This is a genomic window from Desulfothermus okinawensis JCM 13304, from assembly GCF_054654515.1.
This window is the reverse complement of sequence record NZ_BAAIEW010000003.1, coordinates 14,230-34,300: the sequence shown is the minus strand read 5'-3', so window position 1 is coordinate 34,300 and position 20,071 is coordinate 14,230. Positions and strand designations below refer to the sequence as shown.

Annotated in this window: 17 protein-coding genes and 1 riboswitch; of the genes, 11 read left to right on the top strand and 6 right to left on the bottom strand. The window is 36.6% G+C overall.

Going from position 1 to position 20,071, the window contains the following annotated elements; genetic code table 11:
- The first annotated feature begins 71 nt into the window (after positions 1 to 71).
- The 4 genes from ACYQ0O_RS01940 to trpA are packed head-to-tail and all read left to right on the top strand — an operon-like array spanning position 72 to position 3,418.
- Positions 72 to 860, top strand: coding sequence for an indole-3-glycerol-phosphate synthase (locus ACYQ0O_RS01940; protein ID WP_459890135.1), 789 nt, complete (start codon positions 72 to 74; stop codon positions 858 to 860).
- Positions 851 to 1,471: a phosphoribosylanthranilate isomerase gene (locus tag ACYQ0O_RS01935; protein ID WP_459890134.1), complete on the top strand. Its 621-nt coding sequence runs from the start codon at positions 851 to 853 to the stop codon at positions 1,469 to 1,471. Before ACYQ0O_RS01940 ends, ACYQ0O_RS01935 begins: the two co-directional genes overlap by 10 nt.
- A complete protein-coding gene (trpB, locus tag ACYQ0O_RS01930; protein ID WP_459890133.1) occupies positions 1,468 to 2,634 on the top strand; it encodes a tryptophan synthase subunit beta in 1,167 nt (388 codons plus the stop codon). Before ACYQ0O_RS01935 ends, trpB begins: the two co-directional genes overlap by 4 nt.
- Positions 2,635 to 2,650: 16 nt before the next feature.
- Positions 2,651 to 3,418: a tryptophan synthase subunit alpha gene (trpA, locus tag ACYQ0O_RS01925; protein ID WP_459890132.1), complete on the top strand. Its 768-nt coding sequence runs from the start codon at positions 2,651 to 2,653 to the stop codon at positions 3,416 to 3,418.
- A 27-nt stretch (positions 3,419 to 3,445) separates the two neighbouring features.
- Here the strand turns inward: trpA and ACYQ0O_RS01920 are convergent, their stop codons facing one another.
- On the bottom strand, positions 3,446 to 3,961 hold the full coding sequence (locus tag ACYQ0O_RS01920) for a hypothetical protein (protein ID WP_459890131.1): 516 nt from the start codon (positions 3,959 to 3,961) through the stop codon (positions 3,446 to 3,448).
- Between the two features lie 249 nt (positions 3,962 to 4,210).
- Here ACYQ0O_RS01920 and ACYQ0O_RS01915 point away from each other — a divergent pair, with 249 nt between their 5' ends.
- On the top strand, positions 4,211 to 5,461 hold the full coding sequence (locus ACYQ0O_RS01915; RefSeq protein ID WP_459890130.1) for an EAL domain-containing protein: 1,251 nt from the start codon (positions 4,211 to 4,213) through the stop codon (positions 5,459 to 5,461).
- On the top strand, positions 5,462 to 6,943 hold the full coding sequence (locus tag ACYQ0O_RS01910) for a TolB-like translocation protein (RefSeq protein ID WP_459890129.1): 1,482 nt from the start codon (positions 5,462 to 5,464) through the stop codon (positions 6,941 to 6,943).
- 34 nt (positions 6,944 to 6,977) lie between these two features.
- On the opposite strand, the gene ACYQ0O_RS01905 is transcribed toward ACYQ0O_RS01910, so the two are convergent.
- A complete protein-coding gene (locus tag ACYQ0O_RS01905) occupies positions 6,978 to 7,952 on the bottom strand; it encodes a sirohydrochlorin cobaltochelatase (protein ID WP_459890128.1) in 975 nt (324 codons plus the stop codon).
- 125 nt (positions 7,953 to 8,077) lie between these two features.
- Positions 8,078 to 8,358: riboswitch (cobalamin riboswitch) on the bottom strand.
- Between the two features lie 101 nt (positions 8,359 to 8,459).
- Between ACYQ0O_RS01905 and ACYQ0O_RS01900 the strand changes: the two genes are divergently transcribed.
- From ACYQ0O_RS01900 to rnz, 3 genes are all read left to right on the top strand, one after another.
- Positions 8,460 to 9,263: a TatD family hydrolase gene (locus ACYQ0O_RS01900; RefSeq protein WP_459890127.1), complete on the top strand. Its 804-nt coding sequence runs from the start codon at positions 8,460 to 8,462 to the stop codon at positions 9,261 to 9,263.
- 148 nt (positions 9,264 to 9,411) lie between these two features.
- The gene (locus tag ACYQ0O_RS01895) at positions 9,412 to 9,651 is read left to right on the top strand and encodes a KH domain-containing protein (RefSeq protein ID WP_459890126.1); all 240 of its coding nucleotides are present in this window, start codon (positions 9,412 to 9,414) and stop codon (positions 9,649 to 9,651) included.
- The gene (gene rnz / locus ACYQ0O_RS01890) at positions 9,652 to 10,584 is read left to right on the top strand and encodes a ribonuclease Z (protein ID WP_459890125.1); all 933 of its coding nucleotides are present in this window, start codon (positions 9,652 to 9,654) and stop codon (positions 10,582 to 10,584) included.
- A gap of 93 nt (positions 10,585 to 10,677) precedes the next feature.
- Here rnz and ACYQ0O_RS01885 read toward each other — a convergent pair whose 3' ends face one another.
- The 4 genes from ACYQ0O_RS01885 to ACYQ0O_RS01870 form a co-directional block, all read right to left on the bottom strand.
- Positions 10,678 to 11,943 (bottom strand): phenylacetate--CoA ligase family protein, encoded by a 1,266-nt coding sequence (locus ACYQ0O_RS01885; protein ID WP_459890124.1) that lies wholly within the window; start codon positions 11,941 to 11,943, stop codon positions 10,678 to 10,680.
- A gap of 129 nt (positions 11,944 to 12,072) precedes the next feature.
- On the bottom strand, positions 12,073 to 13,104 hold the full coding sequence (locus ACYQ0O_RS01880; RefSeq protein ID WP_459890123.1) for a potassium channel family protein: 1,032 nt from the start codon (positions 13,102 to 13,104) through the stop codon (positions 12,073 to 12,075).
- 58 nt (positions 13,105 to 13,162) lie between these two features.
- Positions 13,163 to 14,266, bottom strand: coding sequence for a TRAP transporter substrate-binding protein (locus ACYQ0O_RS01875; protein ID WP_459890121.1), 1,104 nt, complete (start codon positions 14,264 to 14,266; stop codon positions 13,163 to 13,165).
- 97 nt (positions 14,267 to 14,363) lie between these two features.
- Positions 14,364 to 15,578, bottom strand: coding sequence for an MFS transporter (locus ACYQ0O_RS01870; protein WP_459890119.1), 1,215 nt, complete (start codon positions 15,576 to 15,578; stop codon positions 14,364 to 14,366).
- A 171-nt stretch (positions 15,579 to 15,749) separates the two neighbouring features.
- Between ACYQ0O_RS01870 and purN the strand changes: the two genes are divergently transcribed.
- Positions 15,750 to 16,433 (top strand): phosphoribosylglycinamide formyltransferase, encoded by a 684-nt coding sequence (gene purN, locus ACYQ0O_RS01865; protein ID WP_459890117.1) that lies wholly within the window; start codon positions 15,750 to 15,752, stop codon positions 16,431 to 16,433.
- A gap of 112 nt (positions 16,434 to 16,545) precedes the next feature.
- Positions 16,546 to 20,058 carry a pyruvate:ferredoxin (flavodoxin) oxidoreductase gene (gene nifJ, locus ACYQ0O_RS01860; protein WP_459890115.1) on the top strand — a complete coding sequence of 1,171 codons (3,513 nt, stop codon included), beginning with the start codon at positions 16,546 to 16,548 and terminating at the stop codon, positions 20,056 to 20,058.
- The last annotated feature ends 13 nt before the right edge of the window (positions 20,059 to 20,071 follow it).

Sequence of the window (20,071 nt, the reverse complement as noted above, 5' to 3'; positions counted from 1 at the left end):
TTCATCCTTCATCCTTAAACCACATACACATACACAGATAACATACACATACACAACAATGGGATGAGAAGATGTTAAATAAATTTGTTCAGGCAAAATCTGAAGAAATAAAAAGAATAAAAGAAATGGAACGTAGTGGTATATTTCCACTTACATATAAATACAAAAAAATTAAATTGTCTAACATACTAAAAAAGAAAAATGGGATTATTGCAGAATATAAGGTTGCTTCTCCGTCTCTTGGAATCATAAATAAAAATTTATCACCATTGGATGTTATTAGTGGATATGTAAAAAATGGTGCAGTTGGAATATCAGTCATTACAGAAAAAAAATACTTTCATGGAGACCTTAACTTTTTAAATGAATTAAGGGAGGTAAATTTACCAATCCTTAGAAAAGATTTTATAATAGATCCAATTCAAATAAAATATACTGCTACTACACCTGCTTCTGCTGTGTTGATAATTGTTAAACTTTTTAAAGATAATTACGAAAACTTATTAAAATTAATAGATTACTGTTATCTGCTTAATTTAGATCCAGTAGTGGAGATAAATGATATTAATGAGCTGGATGTGGCAAAAAAAAGTGGAGCAAAAGTACTTCTTGTAAATAATAGAAACCTAGATACCCTTAAAGTGGATGTAAATACATCTAAAAAGCTCATTGAAAAGAAACAAAATAGCGAGATATGGATTTCAGCAAGTGGCCTGTGTTCACCAAAAGATGCAATAGAGATGCTTTCTATAGGTTATGATGCATGTTTAATTGGCACCTATTTTATGAAACAAAATGACCCTGCAAAAACACTTGGAGAGTTTGTAAAAAAAATCCAGGAGATAAGAAAATGTTACTGAAAATTTGCGGATTAAAAAAACCACAGGACGTAGAGTTTTGTGATTTTTTGGGAGTGGACCTCGTGGGCTTTGTGTTTTTTAAAAAAAGTCCAAGATATATATCCCCTGGGGAAGTAAAAAGTATTTCAACTAAAAACGCCAAAAAGGTTGGAGTCTTTGTTGATGAAAAAGTAGATAACATTTTATCTATAATGGATTATGCAAAACTTGATTTTGTCCAGATTCATGGACCATACAACGAATCCCAACTAAAGGGATTAAAAAAAGAAAAGGTGATTTTGACCAGATGGCCTGATACATACAGGGATCAAAATGATTTTTTAAATGATATAGAGAACTCAGCTAACAGATGTAATTATTTTTTGTTTGACTCGGGCATAAAAGGAGGTGGACATGGAAAATCCATAGAAAAAATATCTTATTTAAAGGCTATCCCGGAAAATATAAAGTGGTTAATTGCAGGAGGAATAACAGAACATAATATAGACACTATTTTGAAAGAGGTAACACCATTTGGGATAGATATAAGTTCTGGGGTAGAAATAAAAAAGGGTGTAAAAGACAGAAAAAAAATCTTAAATATATTCAACAAAATAAAGGAGCTAAAATGAAAAGGTCATACTTTGGTGAATTTGGGGGTCAATTTGTCCCGGAACTTTTAATGCCGCCTTTAATAGAGTTAGAGGAGGCTTATGATGAAATTGTTAAGTCAAAGGATTTTGAGCAGGAGTTTAAGGCCATACTAAAAGATTATGTGGGCAGACCAACTCCCATTACTTTTTGCAAAAATTTAAGCAAAGAACTTGGATTTAATCTATGGCTCAAAAGGGAAGATTTGGCCCACAGCGGTGCCCACAAGATAAATAACACCATTGGTCAGGCCCTTTTGACAAAATACATGGGGAAAAAGAGGCTGGTTGCTGAAACTGGAGCAGGGCAACATGGAGTTGCAACAGCAACTGCTGCAGCTCTCCTTGGACTTGAGTGTATTGTATTTATGGGGGCAAAAGACGTGGAAAGACAGGCACCTAATGTAAAAAGGATGAAGCTTCTAGGTGCAGAGGTAAGGTCTGTATATTCTTCCACCCAGACCTTAAAAGACGCAATAAATGAGGCCCTCAGGTATTGGATAGCCAATCAAAGGGATACCCACTACTGCCTTGGCTCTGTTGTAGGTCCACATCCATTTCCGACATTGGTCAGGGATTTTCAATCAGTAATAGGGAAGGAGGTAAAAAAACAATTTTTAGAAAAACAAAATAGACTCCCAGACCATATAGTTGCCTGTGTTGGAGGAGGCTCAAATGCCATGGGGATTTTCTATGAATTTATAGAGAACAGGGAGGTAAAACTAACAGGTGTTGAAGCCGCTGGAAAAGGAACCCCTGGATGTTATCACTCTGCCACTTTAAACAAAGGAACCCTGGGGATCCTCCACGGCACAAAAACCTATTTATTACAGACAGAAGATGGTCAGATCCTCCCATCCCACTCTGTGGCACCAGGCCTTGATTATCCAGGGGTTGGACCAGAGCACGCGTATTTAAAGGAGATAAAAAGGGCTGAATATGTGAGTGTAAACGACAGCCAGGCCCTATCAGCCTTTAAACTACTCTCTAAAAAAGAAGGAATAATACCAGCACTTGAAAGCTCCCATGCTGTTTTCTGGGCTACCACATTAAAAGATAAAGTTGATAGGGACTACCATGTTGTTGTGAATCTATCTGGCAGGGGAGATAAGGACCTGGATATTGTATTTGAGCATATAAAATAAATTGTGGAGGACACATATGTCAAAAAACATTCTTGAAAACATTTTCCATAAGAAAAATAAACAGGGCAAAAAAACAATAATGCCCTTTTTGCCCGCAGGATATCCCAATAAAAAGAAATTCTGGGACTATATAAAAGAAATGGATGAATGTGGTGCAGATATAATTGAAATAGGAGTCCCATTTTCAGACCCAGTGGCAGATGGTCCGGTAGTTGAGAAGGCTTCTAACATTGCGCTTGAAAACGGAGTCAATTTAGAATGGATACTGGAAGGTTTAAACAAGAACAAAAAAGACCTCTCATGTGAAGTAGTTCTCATGGGTTATTGCAATCCATTTTTTAAATATGGATTTGAGAAACTGGCAAAAGGTCTAAAAGAGAGCGGGGCGTCCGGGATAATTATAGCTGACCTACCGTTGGAGGAAAGTATTCCCATAAAACCAATCTTTGATTCCCACAACATATCTCTCATTTATCTGGTTGGTCTAAATACATATAGCATAAGACTTGAAAAATACAGTAAACTCACATCTGGATTTGTCTATTTTGTATCAGTACTGGGAACAACTGGCGCCAGGGACCGACTTCCAGAGGAGCTTAAACAAAAATTAAAGTCAGCAAGGGAGATATTCGACCTTCCCCTTGCCATTGGATTTGGTATAAAGTCTCCTTCTCAATTAATAGAAATAAATCCTTACATAGACGGCATTGTATTTGGTAGCTCAATAATTGAACACATAACTAATGGAAAGGATATAAAAGAATTTTTTAAGGTGTGGATATAAGTTAAGGGGGCAATTTTGCCCCCTAGATTACTTAAAAAGCTTATGGAGCTTATCCCAGTCAAATTTCTTGGCAAATTCAAGGGCATCTTTCCAGTGCATGTTTGAGAAACTAAAAACCAATACAGCATTAACCATTCCTGGATTTTTCTTTGAATTAAAGGCAATGGTTATTCCTCCACTTTTGTCCCCCTTTTCATAAGAGATGGCAACATTGTGACCTTTGATATTGGTAACTTTTACAAATTGATCAGAGGTATCTATCTGCATATTGTTTTGATAAGGTGCCCACATGCCCATGGCATTCATACCAGACAGTACCATTACCTCCACTTTTTTATTTCCCTTTAAGTATTCTTTTTGCGCACTAACCATGTCTCCCATTGGAGTGGCTTTAGCATTCATGCCATCACACTTACCCGAGCTCCATCCTGAAACACTCCTCAATTGGGCACAGATTTCAGTATAGGATGGCATTGAAAAACCATAAGAAGAACAACATATAAAAATAAAAGTAACCAGCAAGACCCTAAAAATTTTTACCATAACCCCTCCCACTGTAATTTAAAGTTCAACCATTTGTTTAAAGCCAACCATTAATTTTTTATACCATATTAATAATTTTTTAAAGAAAAAAATTTATGATTGAATGAAAACTTTTTTCATTACCTCTCCAACTTGACATATGCAAATAATTGGATGCATTATATTTCATAGTGACAATAAAAATATCGAATAACTTCAATTAATAAAACTAATCATATAATATTTAAATCAAACTTACAGGAGATTTCCGTGAAACACTTACTTCCCAAGATAAAGAAAAAAACTTATAATGTAAAAAAGAAATATTTATCAAGGATAAAAAGAAGCGAATGTATAATAGCCCATATTGATGTATGTAATTTTTCATTTCTTGGATTTAAATATGGATTTAAAACTACAAATAAAATTTTGGAAATTTTGTGTGAAAGAATTATAAAATATTTAAGAACAAATGATTACCTAGAAAATATATATGCAGATGACTTCATTTTAATTTTATATGGAAATATTGACCAATGTAAATTAAAATTAAAAAGAATTGAAAATGAATTAAAAAAGCCAATATCTATTGACATCTCAGATTCTATTATCAGATTAGATTATAGAATTGCAGTAATTTGTTATCCATATGATTTTCAAGACATTGAAATTGCTGTTAATTATTTAATATTATTTGCAAAATATATAAAGAATCAAAATTTAATTGGAACCTACTATTTAGACAAAATGACTTTTCCAATATTTAACAAACTAATTAAATTTACTGATTTTATATCAAGTAAAGACTTCTCAAAATATATAGTTCCATCACTTCAAGGTATATGGGATTTAAACACTAATAAATTATTTGGGTATGAAGTATTAAGCAGAATATTATATGAAGGGAAAACTTACAATGCATCACAATTTATTGACGTATTAGAATACTTTAAAATGAACTTAAAAAGTGATGAAATTATAATTAATAAAGCCTTACAACATAAATTGGAAACAAAAGATTCTCATGTCTATTTTTTTAATATTATCCCAAAATATTTTTATCAATATATGGAAATGTTAACTAATATTTTTGAAAACTTTAAAAATCTTTCCATGAATCTAGAACAAATCTGTATAGAGCTCATAGAAATCTCAGAATTTTCAGAATTTGAAGATATAAATATTACTATTTTAAAATTAAAGGAAAAATACGGAGTCAAATTTGCCATTGATGATTTTGGATCTGGATTCTCAAATCTAAATGTGTTTACTTCACTTCATGTGGATTTTCTAAAGATCGACAAGGAATTGATTAATAAAACTGCCACCCAACCAATAACTGGCTATCTTTTAAAATCAATCTCAGAGTTATCTTTGTTTAGGAACATAGCCCTTGTGGGAGAGGGAATAGACTCCCCCCAAAAACTGAGGTTAATCAACAAACTAGGATTTGACTATGCCCAAGGATTTTATTTATCTAGACCAGAGATACCACAAAATTTTCTAAAAATGGAGGTTTAAATGAAACTAAAAAAAATTATTCTCCTCACCTTGGCATTAACATACTTACTGACCGCAAAGTTATATGCCACCACGTTAAAAGAACAGGTCTTCTTTAAAGGGACATGCCCTGTTGGTTATTCATTGATCCCGGCATCAGTAGTTCCTTCACCTGACTTAAAACACATTGGATTTGTTTGCATATCAAAGGACAAAGAGAAAATGATCGCTGTGGTGGATGGCAAAAAAACAATTGAGTTTTCCAGAATTGCCAAGGGATACCCCCGATTTTCTCCAGATGGGAAAAATTTTTTGGTTATGGGAAAGATCAAAGACAGGGCCTATGTCTTATATAATAACCAATTGTCTGAGGGATTTGATGAGGTGTACAATGCCCAATTTACCCCTGATGGGAAAAAGATAATATTCATTGCCACCGCAGATCAGAGGGAATTTTTAGTGGTAAATGGAAATCCCTGGAAAGGCTATAAGGCCGTAGCTGAAAAAATATCACCTGTAATTAGCCCTGATTCAAAAAAAATTGCCATTGTGGCTTTAAAAGACAATGGCAAATCAACCATTTGTCTAAACAACCAGGAACTTAAAGAATATGACCTTGTTTTAAAGCCCCATTTCAGCCCAGATTCCAGACACATTGCCTATGCTGTTAAAATAAAAGACAAATACAGTGTTGTCATGGACGGAAAAATAGTTGGAGGTTCTTCTTATGATGAAGTAAAAGACATAGTGTTTAGTGCTGATTCAAAACACATTGCCTTTGTTGGAAGGATTAATAGGGATTTTTTTGCAGTTATAGACGGAAAAGAATCTAAAGCCTATCAATTTGTTGGGACCCCCATATTTTCATATAATGGTAAAAACATTGCCTTCATGGGTTATGAAGACAAAAAAATGTTTATTGTGTTAGATGGAAAACAAGGACCTAAATTGGATCAAATTGGAGTTTACTTCTTTTCAAAGGGAAGTGAGCTTTTTTATATGGGGGTTAGAGAAAAAAAAGGAGCTGTTTTTATAAATAATAAACCTCAAAAATTTTATGACTCAGTAGGCCTACCAGTGGTATCCAGTGATGGAAAACATGTAGCCTATAGGGCCAGAAAGGGAAAAAGGTGGTTTATTGTACTGGATGGAAAAGAAGGTAAAGGCTACGACTTTGTAAGGCGTCCTAAATTCTCTAATGATGGGAAACACCTGGCATACATTGCTGTGAAAAATAAGAAGTATTTTATAGTACTAGATGGTGTGGAGGGCAAAACATATACATGGACTGATTTTCCCTATTTTTCTAAAGATGGAAAGCACATAACCTATGTGGCAAGCAATGGTAAAAGTACGTTTATGGTAGTGGATGGAGTAGAGGCAAAAGAAAAATTTCTTGGATTTCTCAAGGGACTACCATTATTTTTTGAAAAAAACTGCGTAATTGGACAGGCAATCAGAATACCAGGACCCAAATTCTATGTAACGGAAGCATGTTTCTAAAGAATAGAGGGGAGTAAAATCTCCCCTCTATTCTTTAATCTAAATCAATCCCATTATCTTTTGCTGCTTGCCTTACATGTTCTACAATTATTTTTACTATCTCGGGATTCTCGCCCAGGCCTTTTATTACTGGATAGACTTTAATCCCTTTGGATTTAATCACAGATTTCCAGGAATCTTTATCATTTCCTGCCATGTCATTATTTGCATGGTCACCTGCCACCATCATAAGTGGCTTTAGCACCACCCTCTTTACCTTGCAGTGGACCAGTCCAGATACCACATCCTCTAAAGTAGGAAATCCTTCAACTGTACCAATGAATATCTTTACCCCAGGATACATCTGTCTCATCTTTTTTTGAAGCTGAGCATAGATACCTGTTGAGAAAAATTCATTTCCATGTCCCATATATACCAGGGCCGCGTGTTTTTTCTTCGCATACATAACATCATCCTTAAGGGCCTTTGCTGTCTTTTCAATATCTTCAATATAGTCGTGTTTTGGACCCCACATACCTGTTATTGGACGTCCAATAACCAATTTTTCAAAGGGCATATATTTTTTCTTTAGTGTCTTAATGGAATTTAGTCCATTTATATATGAACTTAGGTCCATAAACTCTTCACCTGCGTAGAAATGAGTTGGCTGAACAATAATTGTCCTATATCCCTCATCTTGCAAATCAGCAATGGTTGCAAGGGGACCCTTTACATGGAGTATATCACTTGGGATATCCTTTCTATTTTTCCATTTAGGATCGTTCTGCCTTTTATGCCAGATTTTTCTTATAATATTTGAAGTAAATGCCATTTTCACCTCAACAGAGGGAAAGTCCTTCTCTATTGCCTCCTTTACATTGATAAGAGACTTTAGCGCTTTGGGATACGTGGTACCAAATGCTGCAACCACGATTGCAGTTTTTGATTTTTGATTTTGCATAGCCATTCCCCTGCCCAGGATCAATGTTGATAAAATAATTGCTACAAATAAAACCCTTAAAAACCTCATGCCAGCTACCTCCTTTTAAAAGATAATTAAAAATAAAAAAACCCTTTAACTGGACACAAATCCAGTTAAAGGGTTGCACCCGAGTTTTCTTCACCCTTAAAGGCTAATCTGTCCCTGGCAGATTATGAAAAAAAATTATTGTGGCAGGTCTTCTGACTCCAGGATCATCCTACTCACTGCTCCTTCCCACCCCGCCACCTTTTCAAGTGAAGGACCTGCTATTTGCTAGTAGCAGTGTGTGAAGGTCAAAAACTTTTGTCTTCACCTACGTCCTTGCTTAAAAAGGTGGCGGGGAAGTGGCCATCTGCAGCTTTCGTCCCCTGTCACAGCGGCCGGGACCGTGCCAGATTTTCACTGGCTTCCCTTTTAAGCCCATAATTTGGGCACCACAAAATGGCTAATAATTTTTCATTTTCAAATAGTCAATAGTTTTATTTAAATATTATGATTTGACAATATTCTTAATTGGATTTTAGAATTCCCCATCAACTATAATGGAGGGATGAGATGATAGTTGCAATTGACTCCCATATGCATGGGGATATCTTGATAAAAAGAGACAGAGATTTCCCCCAAAAGTACTATTCCAACAATATTGGAGGTATTGTTTGGGCGTATAATGATAAAATCAAAGATATATCCCAATATGCCCAATACTGGGACTATTTAGCAAAAATCACAAGGAATATATCTAAAGTCAATTCTCCTTTTTTTTATAAAGTGGGAATACATCCCAGGACTATTTGCAGGGAATTGAAGGACAAACAGAATCTACCCACTGAAATAAAAAAGGCCCTAGAAAATAGCATGAAAGATCCTAAATGTCTTGGTATAGGAGAAATAGGTCTAGATGGATACGACCAAGACCAAGAAAAGATATTTATTGAACAACTAGATTGGTGCATAAACTATTTGCCAGAGAATAAAAGAATTGGGATTCATACACCGAGAAACAACAAATACGAGATTACCAAAAAAACTTTGGAAATCTTAAGTAATTATAATGCGCTTCACAAGCAAATAGTAATTGATCATGTTGAACTAAGTACCATTGAATTATTAAAAAATATCCATGTCCATATAGGAATTACCTTACAACAAGGAAAATCTAGTAAAGAAGATGTAGAATCCATAGTAAATATGAATCTCTACGACATAAACAAAATACTATTAAATAGTGATGGGGGACAAAAAATCTCCAAAGAATACATACAATTCGTCAAAGAAAATGGTCTAAAGCCTCGGCAGAAATCTCAACTCTTAAAAGATAATGTTATATCCTTTTACAACCTGAATAAACAACTAAACTAAAAGTAGGTCAACACAACATATGTAAAAGCGAGCATCTACCCTTGCAAAAATGCAGACTAGAGTATAAAATCTACTAAGTTAATCATCCAATTTTGGATTGGTTTTTTGGCTCTTTTTTGTCTCACCTTTAACAAGAGAGTGGATAGTGATGAAAGAATTTGTTGAAAAGCTTGTAAAGGAAATTGTGGACAGGCCAGAAGAGGTAGTAATAGAGGAAAATTTAGAGAATGTACGCATGCCTCTTCTAGAACTAAAAGTGGCCAAGGAGGACATGGGTAAGGTTATAGGCAAAAGGGGGAAGATGATAGAAGCACTAAGGGTCTTAGTTGCTGCTGCATCTAAAAAACACAAAAAAGAATATCAACTGATAGTTGTGGATCAAGACTAAATGGGCCAAAAAAAACTGGTGGTACTGGGAACAGCTTCACAGGTTCCCAGTACCTTTAGGAATCATGTGGGACTTTTTCTAAGATGGGATAAAGAGGACTTTTTATTTGATCCTGGAGAAGGAACGCAACGTCAGATAATTAAATTTAAGGTTCCAATAAATAGAATAAAAAAAATCTTTATATCCCACTTCCACGGGGATCACTGCCTTGGTTTACCTGGAATAATCCAGAGGCTTTCACTCAATCAAATAAAACATCCTGTGGAAATAATATACCCAAAAGAGGGAGAGATTTTTTTAAGAAATCTCATAAATGCAGCTATATTTCACAACAATCTCAATATTATTCCAAGGCCAGTGAAAAGTGAGGGACCAGTGGAAATCTCAGGGGAAATTTTGGTGTATGCATACAAACTGGACCATGGAATTGATTGTTATGGATACCGTATATGTGATCCACCTAGATGGAACGTAATCCCATCCAAGTTACCAAAAGATTTCCCACCACAGGCAATTGGAGATTTAAAGGACAAAGGTACAGTTGAATTTAAAGGGAAAAGGATCTTTTTACAAGAAGTGGCAGTACCCAAAAAGACCCAGATCTTTTCCTATATTATGGACACAAAGATGTGTGATACCACATACAAAATAGCAAAAAATGCCGATATTTTGGTGTGTGAATCCACTTATCTTTCAACAGAAAAGGACCTTGCTGAAAATTACAATCACCTAACTGCCTCACAAGCAGCTGAAATTGCAAAAAAAAGTGAGGTAGATAAACTCATTCTCACTCATTTCTCACAGAGATATAGTAGCAATGAGCCCTTTGAAGAAGAAGCAAAAAAGATCTTTAAAAATACCATTGCAGCTATTGACGGGATGGAAATTAAGTTTTCTGCTGTAAAGAGAGACTATAAAGTTAAGCAACAATAAAGAAGGGTTATTCTGAAATTTTTCCTAAATATATAACCCAAGTTTATCAAAACGATAAACTTGGGTTATATAAAAGATAACACCCTTTAGTTTTTATTCCCACCTTCTTTTGTCATTTATTGGTCTGATTTCTGGAGGCAAAGTGCCTGGAGGTACTATCTTCAAATTTGGCCTGATTTTAATTTTTTCTCTAAAAGTATGTAATAATTCATCTTTTCTCTTAAACTCCGTAGCTTCAACATATAAGGTAACCTCATCTATTCCACCTTCATTTGTAACTTCAAGCTGCCATCTCTTAATCTCGTCAAATCTAGTTATTACCTGTTCGATTTGATGTGGATACACAAATAATCCTTTTATCCTGGCTGTTGTATCCACACGTCCAATTATCCCTCCTAGCCTTGGAGAAGTCCTACCACAAGGACATGTCCCTCGTTCAATATATGATAAGTCTCCAGTGGCCAGACGGATTAAAGGGTATGTCTTGTTAAGACCTGTTACAACAACTTCCCCTACTTCACCTTCTTTTAATGGAATCCCTGTATCAGGGTGACATATTTCCACATAAACCTTTGATGAAATATGAAGTCCATTTTTGTGGTAGCATTCGTATCCAATACACCCCACATCTGCAGTTCCATATCCCTGTCTCATTATAAGGTCGAATTTTTTTTCAAGGGTACTCCTCACTTTTTCAGACAACTTCTCAGCAGTTACAAATGCCACTTCCAAAGACAGATCCTTTCTTAAATTAATTCCCATATCTTCACCCTTTTGTGCAATATGGGAAAGGTAGCTGGCGGTACCCACATATCCAGTAACCTTTAGCTTTTTCATGATCTCCAACTGGGTATTGGTATTTCCAGGACCTGCTGGAATAACTGCACACTCTAAATTCCTGAGAGGTTCTTCAAACATGAGTCCCGCTGGATTTAAATGATAGTTAAAACAATTCTGGACAATATCACCAGTCCTAAAACCAGCAGCATAAAATCCTTCTGTCCACCCCCAATAATCTGGCTTGCGGTCTTCAGGATCAAATATTGGACCTGGAGACATGAATATACGTCTCATCTTACCCAAATCCTTTGTAAGTAGCCCACCAAGTCGTGGTCCCATTGATTGGAGAAAAATAAGCTCTTTTTTCTTTAAGATTGGTATGTGTTTGATGTCTGATAGATCTTTGAACTTATTTACATCAAATTGTGCCCTGTCAAAACGTTTTTTTACTTCCTCTGAATACCTGTATGCATATTGCAAAAGTTCCTTTAGGTGTATCCTGTAAAACTGCTTTCTCTCTGACTCGTCTAACACCTCAAGACGACTGTAGATTCCCTCTGTCCTGTCTTTTCTGGTCATACCAAGACATACCTCCAACTATAATAAATTTGATGGATAAGTAGTGTTAAGGACTTTCCTGTAGATGTCAAGGCAATTGCTTGTGAATAAAAATATACATGCGAAAACAACTATTCCTATAATTTTTTATTAATCAAACTCTGGACGAGTATTTGCGATAACCACCAGCTTGTCTCTTTCATTTAGGACAAAATCATGGGATGGATTGGCTAGATATGTACTATTTGAATGATCAAAAATTCCCAGACAGAGTATATTGTGTTCTTTTTTAAGTAACATAAGGGCGTCTAAAAAATTTTTTCCAACAAGATTAGAAGGAACCTTAGTCAAATAAAATTCATTTCCATACCTATTTGAAATGAGCTCACTTACAATCTCTGTCACCCCATGATCCAATGCTGCCTGTACCAGTAGCTTGGAACTAATCTCCCCCCCCACTATAATCTCATCTGCCTTTGCATTTTTTAGATGCTCTAAATTCTTACTATCCAGCAACTCAACGCATACATAACAATCTGGATACAAAGATTTTATGGTCAATGTATTCAATATGGCCTTGGCATCCTGGGAATATGGGTCTAATTTATCGTCTAAAAGTACAATCACAGTGTCTGCATGTTTACAATTGGCCTTTTTTAAGGTGTCTTTATCTGGCTCTCCCTTCACAAAATAAAATAGATTGTCATCTGGTTTAGGAGACTGGTCAAGATCAGCAATTAATACTATTGGTTTATTTTGAGTCTTTATATCTGCTCTAAATTCTTCATAAATCTCCTCTCCCCTTATATTCCATCCGCAGATAATAAAATGCATTGTTTCTCTTATATCCTTTAGACCTTTTTTTGCCATATCCCTCTCCTCAATAAAAAAACCTGCCAATGTGGCTGTGAGGATGCCTGTTAGACCTATTCCAAAAAACATGATCACTACCCCGATGATCTTACCTCCCAGGGTAGACGGGGTGATATCTCCATATCCCACAGTGGTAACAGTAACAACTGCCCACCATAGGGCTCCCAATATGCTCATATTCTTTTCAACAAATGCAAAGGCAAAACTCCCCAAAAAGATAACTGCAATTACAAGTATAAATAGTCTATGGAGTTTTTCGCGTACAATGTATTCAAAAAATCTTCGAATAATCACTATAACTGTGGGCATTTGTGATCACCTGATTGTGTCTTATAAAAAAAGGGGAGTTTCCTCCCCCAATCCTTTTTTAAAGTTGAAGGGCCTTGTAATAGGCAATCTCAGAAATCTTTGCCCATGAAGTGACATTCTTTTTAAAGTTAAGGAAATTCTCATAAACCTTCTTACTGGCCTTGTCCTTTGAAACAATTTCATCAATAGTTTCATTGGCGTATTTTTTGAGTGTAATTAAAACATCATCTGGAAACTGAATCAACTTTACACCATGTTCATTTATCATTTTTTGCAAATACATGTTGTTTTTGGCCTCAAATACTGAGAGCATCCATATATTAGACCTGGCAGCTGCACTCTTAATTATTGCCTGAAGATCTTTTGGCAGTTTTTCATATGCCTTTTTATTTACAAAGCACTCAAGCATTGTACCTGGCTCATGCCACCCAGGATAATAGTAGTATTTTGCCACCTTATAAAAACCCATTAAATAGTCATGGTATGGGCCAACCCATTCTGTTGCATCTATAACTCCCCTTTCCAGATTGGTATAAATTTCACCACCAGCACACAAAATTGCACTTGCCCCAGCCTTGGCTATAACCTTCCCACCAAGACCAGGAATCCTCATCTTAAGTCCTTTAAAATCATGTATGGAATTGATCTTTTTATTAAACCATCCTCCCATCTGTACTCCTGTATTCCCTGCTGGAAATGGCCTTAAATTGAACTGCGCATACAATTCATTGTAGAGCTTCATTCCATCGCCGCCATATAACCAGGCATGCATCTGTTGGGCATTCATTCCAAAAGGTACTGCTGCAAAAAACTGGGTCGCTGGGGACTTCCCTGCCCAATAGTAAGAAGCTCCATGCCCCATTTCCACCATACCTTGAGATACAGCATCAAATGCCTGGAGAGGAGGTACCAACTCGCCACCACCATAAACATGAATCCTCAGTCTGCCCCCAGACATTTCCTCTATCCACTTTGCCATTAAATCAGCACCTTCCCCCAAAACAGGAAAATGGGGAGGCCAGGTGGTGACCATTCTCCACGAATATGTCTTTTTTGCATGAACAAAAGGACCTGTGGATGCCACAACTGTTGCAGTTGCTGCTGAAGTTACAAGAGCCTTTTTTAAAAAAGACCTCCTGGACTGTTTTTTCTTGTCCGCCATAATCTCCTCCTTTACTGTTAATAAGATTGAAAAACACTTTTACAATTAAACATTGTTTAAAAAATAAAAACAAAAAATATTAGCCATAATACCTTTTTCATGATTGAGTACATCCTTTTTTATTTGTGAGCTTTATCAGATACAAGATTAATAGTACTAAAAAAAATGAACATATAGAAAAAAAGTAAAATACATAGTGGAGGGGGAAAAACTCTTTTATATACTTAACAATATATACTGCAAATGATCCAACACCAAAGGTCAAAATAAACTTTGCACCATAACCTTTGTGTCTCATTTTCTCTGGTGTAAACCTAGCCACCAGAGTATTCTCCATTGGCTGTATCCCAAGCAGGAAGAAAAAGTAACTAATGGCAGCTATAACAAGGGAAATATTAGTAATATGAGCCATTAAGATGGCAATAAATATCAAGATAAAATGAAACAATAGATAACCGTGTTTGGGGTCATGTCGTTCAGCAAATATCCCTCCCACAAGTTGTCCTAACATTCCAAACAAAAATACAATAGCTGTTGTAGTGGTAGCTACTACGTTAGAAGTCAAGAATGGAAAATTTAGTTTATCCAGCATTGACAATAGATATTTATTCTTGAGTTCAAAATATGTGGGGAGAATGACTGTATTTCCCCTATATATAACCCCTGCTATCATCATACATATACATAAAATGGCAAAAGGATACAACATGGAGTTCCCATCATGACCATTTGGTGTGTCTTCTCCGCTGGTTTCATAGTGATCTTCAAATGGAAGAAAGACCATAAAACAAAAACCCAATAAATTTAAAACACCCAGTGCGAAAAAACTGGCTTTTACCCCATATAGATAGTTCACAATTCCTGCCAAAATAGGGGCAAAGGCAAGTCCAATATTTCCAAACATACCATTTATTCCAAGGGCCAGGCTCATTCTCGAGATGCCCTTTGATATGATCCCAAGTCCAATTGGGTGGTAAATCCCTGAAAAAAATCCAACACCCCCTAAAAACAAAGAAAACAACATAGTATTTTCAAGAAAAATACTTGCAAAAATAGCACAAAGACCTGCTCCAAGATAAAAAAAGTACATGAGTTTTTTTGCCCTTATTTTATCTCCCAAAATCCCCCAGGGAAGGGCACTCAGGCCAAATAAAAGATACATGTAAAAAGATAGGGGCAAGATATCCTTGATGTCCATTTTCAAATAAATAGAGAGTGGTATTACCAGTCCAGGGAAGACCAGCATATTAAAATGGCTCAAAAAATGACCAAAATTCATATTTATCAATATACATTTTTCATTCTTGTTCATTTTATCCACCATGTTAATATATCAATAATACTTTTTTTTCCCTCCCTTGTAAACCAATCAAATCATATGCTTACCACTTTGACAACAAAATAAATTTTTTTTAAGTATTTATTTTTATTTGTAGATGCCACCTTTATCCCTTCCAATAATATCATCAAAATGGAGATTAAAATGAAAAAAAAATTAGGGGTTCTAATATCAGGCAGTGGTACAAACTTACAGTCTATAATTGATTCAATAAAAAGGGGGGTACTAAAGGCTGAAATAGCTGTTGTGGTATCCAATGTAAAAGATGCCTATGGACTGGTTAGGGCAAAAAAAGAGAACATTCCAGCTTTTTTTATTGACCACCAACTCTACAAAACGAGAAAAGATCACGAACAAGAATTACTTGAAATATTGAAGAGATATAGAGTGGATTTCGTCATTCTGGCTGGTTATATGAGAGTTATAACAGACCATTTTATATCCAATTACAAAAACAAGATATTAAATATTCACCCAGCGCTTTTGCCCAGTTTTAAGGGAGTAGATGGACAGAGACAGGCCATTGACCATGGAGTAAAAATATCAGGAGCAACAGTACATTTTGTGGATGAGAAGGTGGATCACGGACCAATAATAATCCAGGGAGCAACAATAGTAAATAAAGATGACACTAGAGAGGATCTAGCAAATAGGATATTAAAAATAGAACACAGGATTTTCCCCCAGGCCATATCATGGCTTGTGGAGGATAGAATTAAAATCAAGGGAAACAAAACCCATATAAAAGAAATAAAAAATATAAAGCTTGCAGATATATCCACACTACCCCCGTGCATTATAAATCCACCTCTGGAGGAGGGCTTTTGATTTTGTGTATCAACTTACGAGACAATCTTAAAATTAGATATTGACCATGGTTGTAAATACCGTTAAAGTTCTTCAAAATTTATATAAAAAAATGGACCTAAGGAGTTTTATCATGAGTAAAAAAATGCAAACCATTGACGGTAATACTGCAGCGGCCCACGTGGCCTATGCTTTAAGTGATGTTGCAGCAATTTATCCAATTACACCTTCTTCGCCAATTGGCGAAATATGCGATGAATGGGCTGCCCAGGGCAGAACAAATATCTTTGGACAGAAAGTGCTAATCAGGGAAATGCAGTCAGAGGCAGGTGCTGCTGGTGCTGTCCACGGATCCCTTGCAGCAGGTGCATTAACATCCACATTCACAGCATCCCAGGGACTTCTATTAATGATTCCCAATATGTATAAAATAGCTGGAGAGCTTCTGCCAGGGGTATTTCACGTAACTGCACGTTCAATAGCTTCCCACGCCCTTTCCATTTTTGGAGATCATTCAGATGTTATGGCTGTGAGGCAAACAGGTTTTGCCCTCCTTTGTTCTTCTTCTGTTCAAGAAGTTATGGATTTAGGCCTTGTTGCACATCTTGCCGCCATTGAGTCAAGTATCCCATTCCTTCATTTTTTTGATGGTTTTAGGACTTCTCATGAGATCCAAAAGGTACATGTAATTGATTACGAAGACATAGCATCAATTGTTAACTACAAGGCAATTGATGATTTCAGAGAAAGGGCAATGAACCCTGAGCACCCAAATTTGAGGGGAACAAACCAAAACCCTGACATCTTTTTCCAGAATAGAGAAGCCTGTAATTTTTTCTATATGGAACTTCCTGGAATGGTTGAAGACAATATGAAAAAAGTGGCAGAGTTAACTGGCAGAAGATACAACCTTTTTGACTATGTTGGACATCCTGAGGCAGATAGGGTTGTTGTGGCAATGGGATCTGCATGTGAAACACTGGAAGAAATTATTTATCACTTACTGGATAGAGGTGAGAGGGTTGGTCTTATTAAAGTGAGACTGTACAGGCCATTTGTAAAGGAGGCCTTTTTGAGGGCCCTGCCAAATAGTGTTGAAACAATTACTGTTTTAGATAGGACAAAGGAGCCTGGTTCCCTTGGAGAACCTTTATATGAAGATGTATGTACAGTATTTATGGAAAAGGGCGAGATGCCCCTTATCCTTGGTGGAAGGTATGGCCTGGGCTCTAAAGATTTTACCCCTGCAATGGCCAAGGCAGTCTTTGACAACATGAAAAAGGCTGGTCCTAAAAATCACTTCACAATAGGTATTGTTGACGACGTTACCAGATTATCCCTGGAATATGAGGAGGATATTGGAGATACCACACCACCTGGAACTGTACAGTGTAAATTCTGGGGACTTGGTTCTGATGGAACAGTGGGGGCAAACAAAAGCGCCATTAAAATCATTGGCGATAACACTCCCCTGTATGCCCAGGGATACTTTGCATATGACGCCAAAAAGTCAGGTGGATACACAGTGTCCCACCTGAGATTTGGAAAAGAACCCATAAAATCCACCTATTTGATCACAAATGCAGACTATGTTGCCTGTCATCAACCATCATATGTACATCTATATGACGTATTAGAAGGCATAAAAGAAGGTGGTACCTTTCTTTTGAACTCTCCATGGAATAGTGTTGAAGACATGGAAAAAAATCTGCCCAATTCCCTGAAAAAGACAATAGCGCAGAAGAAAATCAAATTCTACAACATAGATGCAGTCAAGATTGCAAATGAAGTTGGACTTGGGAACAGGATAAATATGATAATGCAGACTGCTTTTTTCAAACTCTCAAATGTGCTTCCAATTGATGAGGCTATAGATCTTTTAAAGGATTCCATTAAGAAAACATATGGGAAAAAAGGCGAAAAAATTGTAAATATGAACATAGAGGCAGTGGATAGGGCCATTGATAAGATAGTTGAAATCAAATATCCAGAATCATGGGCTGAACTTTTGGACGAAGCTGCAGAATATAGGGATGAACCAGAATTTGTTGAAAATGTATTGAGGCCCATTGCTGCATTAAAAGGAGATACTCTTCCAGTTAGCAGATTTGAACCAGACGGAACCTTCCCATTGGGTACTTCTAAATATGAAAAGAGGGGGGTTGCAATTAATGTCCCTGAATGGATACCTGAGAATTGTATCCAGTGTAATCAGTGCTCATTTGTATGTCCCCATGCAGCAATCCGTCCATTTCTTTTAACAGATGAGGAAAAGCAAGTTGCACCTGATGGATTTGTGACTACCCCAGCCAAGGGCAAAGAACTAAAAGGATATCATTTCCGCATACAGGTAAGTCCTTTAGATTGTCTGGGATGTGGTAGTTGCGTAGAAGTCTGCCCTGCCAAAGAAAAGGCCCTGGTCATGAAGCCCATTTTTACACAAAAGGACAAAGAAGCACCAAATTGGGAATTTGCTGTATCCCTGGAACCTAAGGACTATCTGCTACCAAAGACAAGTGTTAAGGGTTCACAACTTAGGCAGCCACTTTTAGAATTCTCAGGCGCATGTGCTGGTTGTGGGGAAACACCATATGCAAAGCTCATTACCCAGCTATTTGGGGACAGGATGTACATTGCAAATGCAACAGGTTGTAGTTCTATCTGGGGTGGTACTGCTCCATCTATTCCCTATTGCACCAATAAAAACGGTCACGGCCCAGCATGGGGCAATTCCCTATTTGAAGATGCAGCAGAATATGGCTTTGGAATGCTCCTTGGGGTAAAACAGAGGAGGGACTACTTAACTGAGTTAATCAAGTCCGCACTTAATCTTGATATTACTCCTGAGCTAAAAGAGGCATTTATTGGATGGCTTGAAAACAAAGATGATGCAGAAAAATCCAGGGAATATGCAGAACAAATAAAAGAAGAACTCCCAATGCAAATGGACCATCCCATATTAAACACAATATGGGATATGGAAGACTTACTTGTGAAAAAGTCGTTCTGGATCTTTGGTGGTGATGGTTGGGCATATGATATTGGTTACGGAGGCGTTGATCACGTCCTTGCTTCTGGTGAAGACATAAATATCTTTGTCTTTGATACAGAAGTCTATTCAAATACTGGTGGTCAATCATCCAAGTCTACACCACTTGGATCCATTGCAAAATTTGCAGCTGCTGGTAAAACCACGCCTAAAAAAGACCTTGGAAGGATGGCAATGACCTATGGCTATGTATATGTTGCATCTGTGTCCATGGGAGCCAACAAAAACCAGTTACTCAAGGCCCTAACTGAGGCTGAAGCATATAATGGTCCTTCACTTATCCTGGCTTATGCCCCATGTATTAACCATGGTATTTTCAAAGGCATGGGCAAATCCCAGGAAGAAGAAAAGCTCGCTGTACAGTCTGGATACTGGCCCCTTTACAGATACAATCCAATGCTTGCAAGGGAAGGCAAAAATCCCTTTATCCTGGATTCAAAGGAACCAGATGGTTCTTTAAAGGAATTTTTAGAGGGTGAAAATAGATATCAACTTCTAAAACGTACAAAACCAGAACTTGCTGAATACTATTGGAAAGCCATGGAAGAAATGGTAAAAAGCAGATATCAATTATTTAAGAAAATGGCTGAAGGCTAATTTTAAAAGGGCC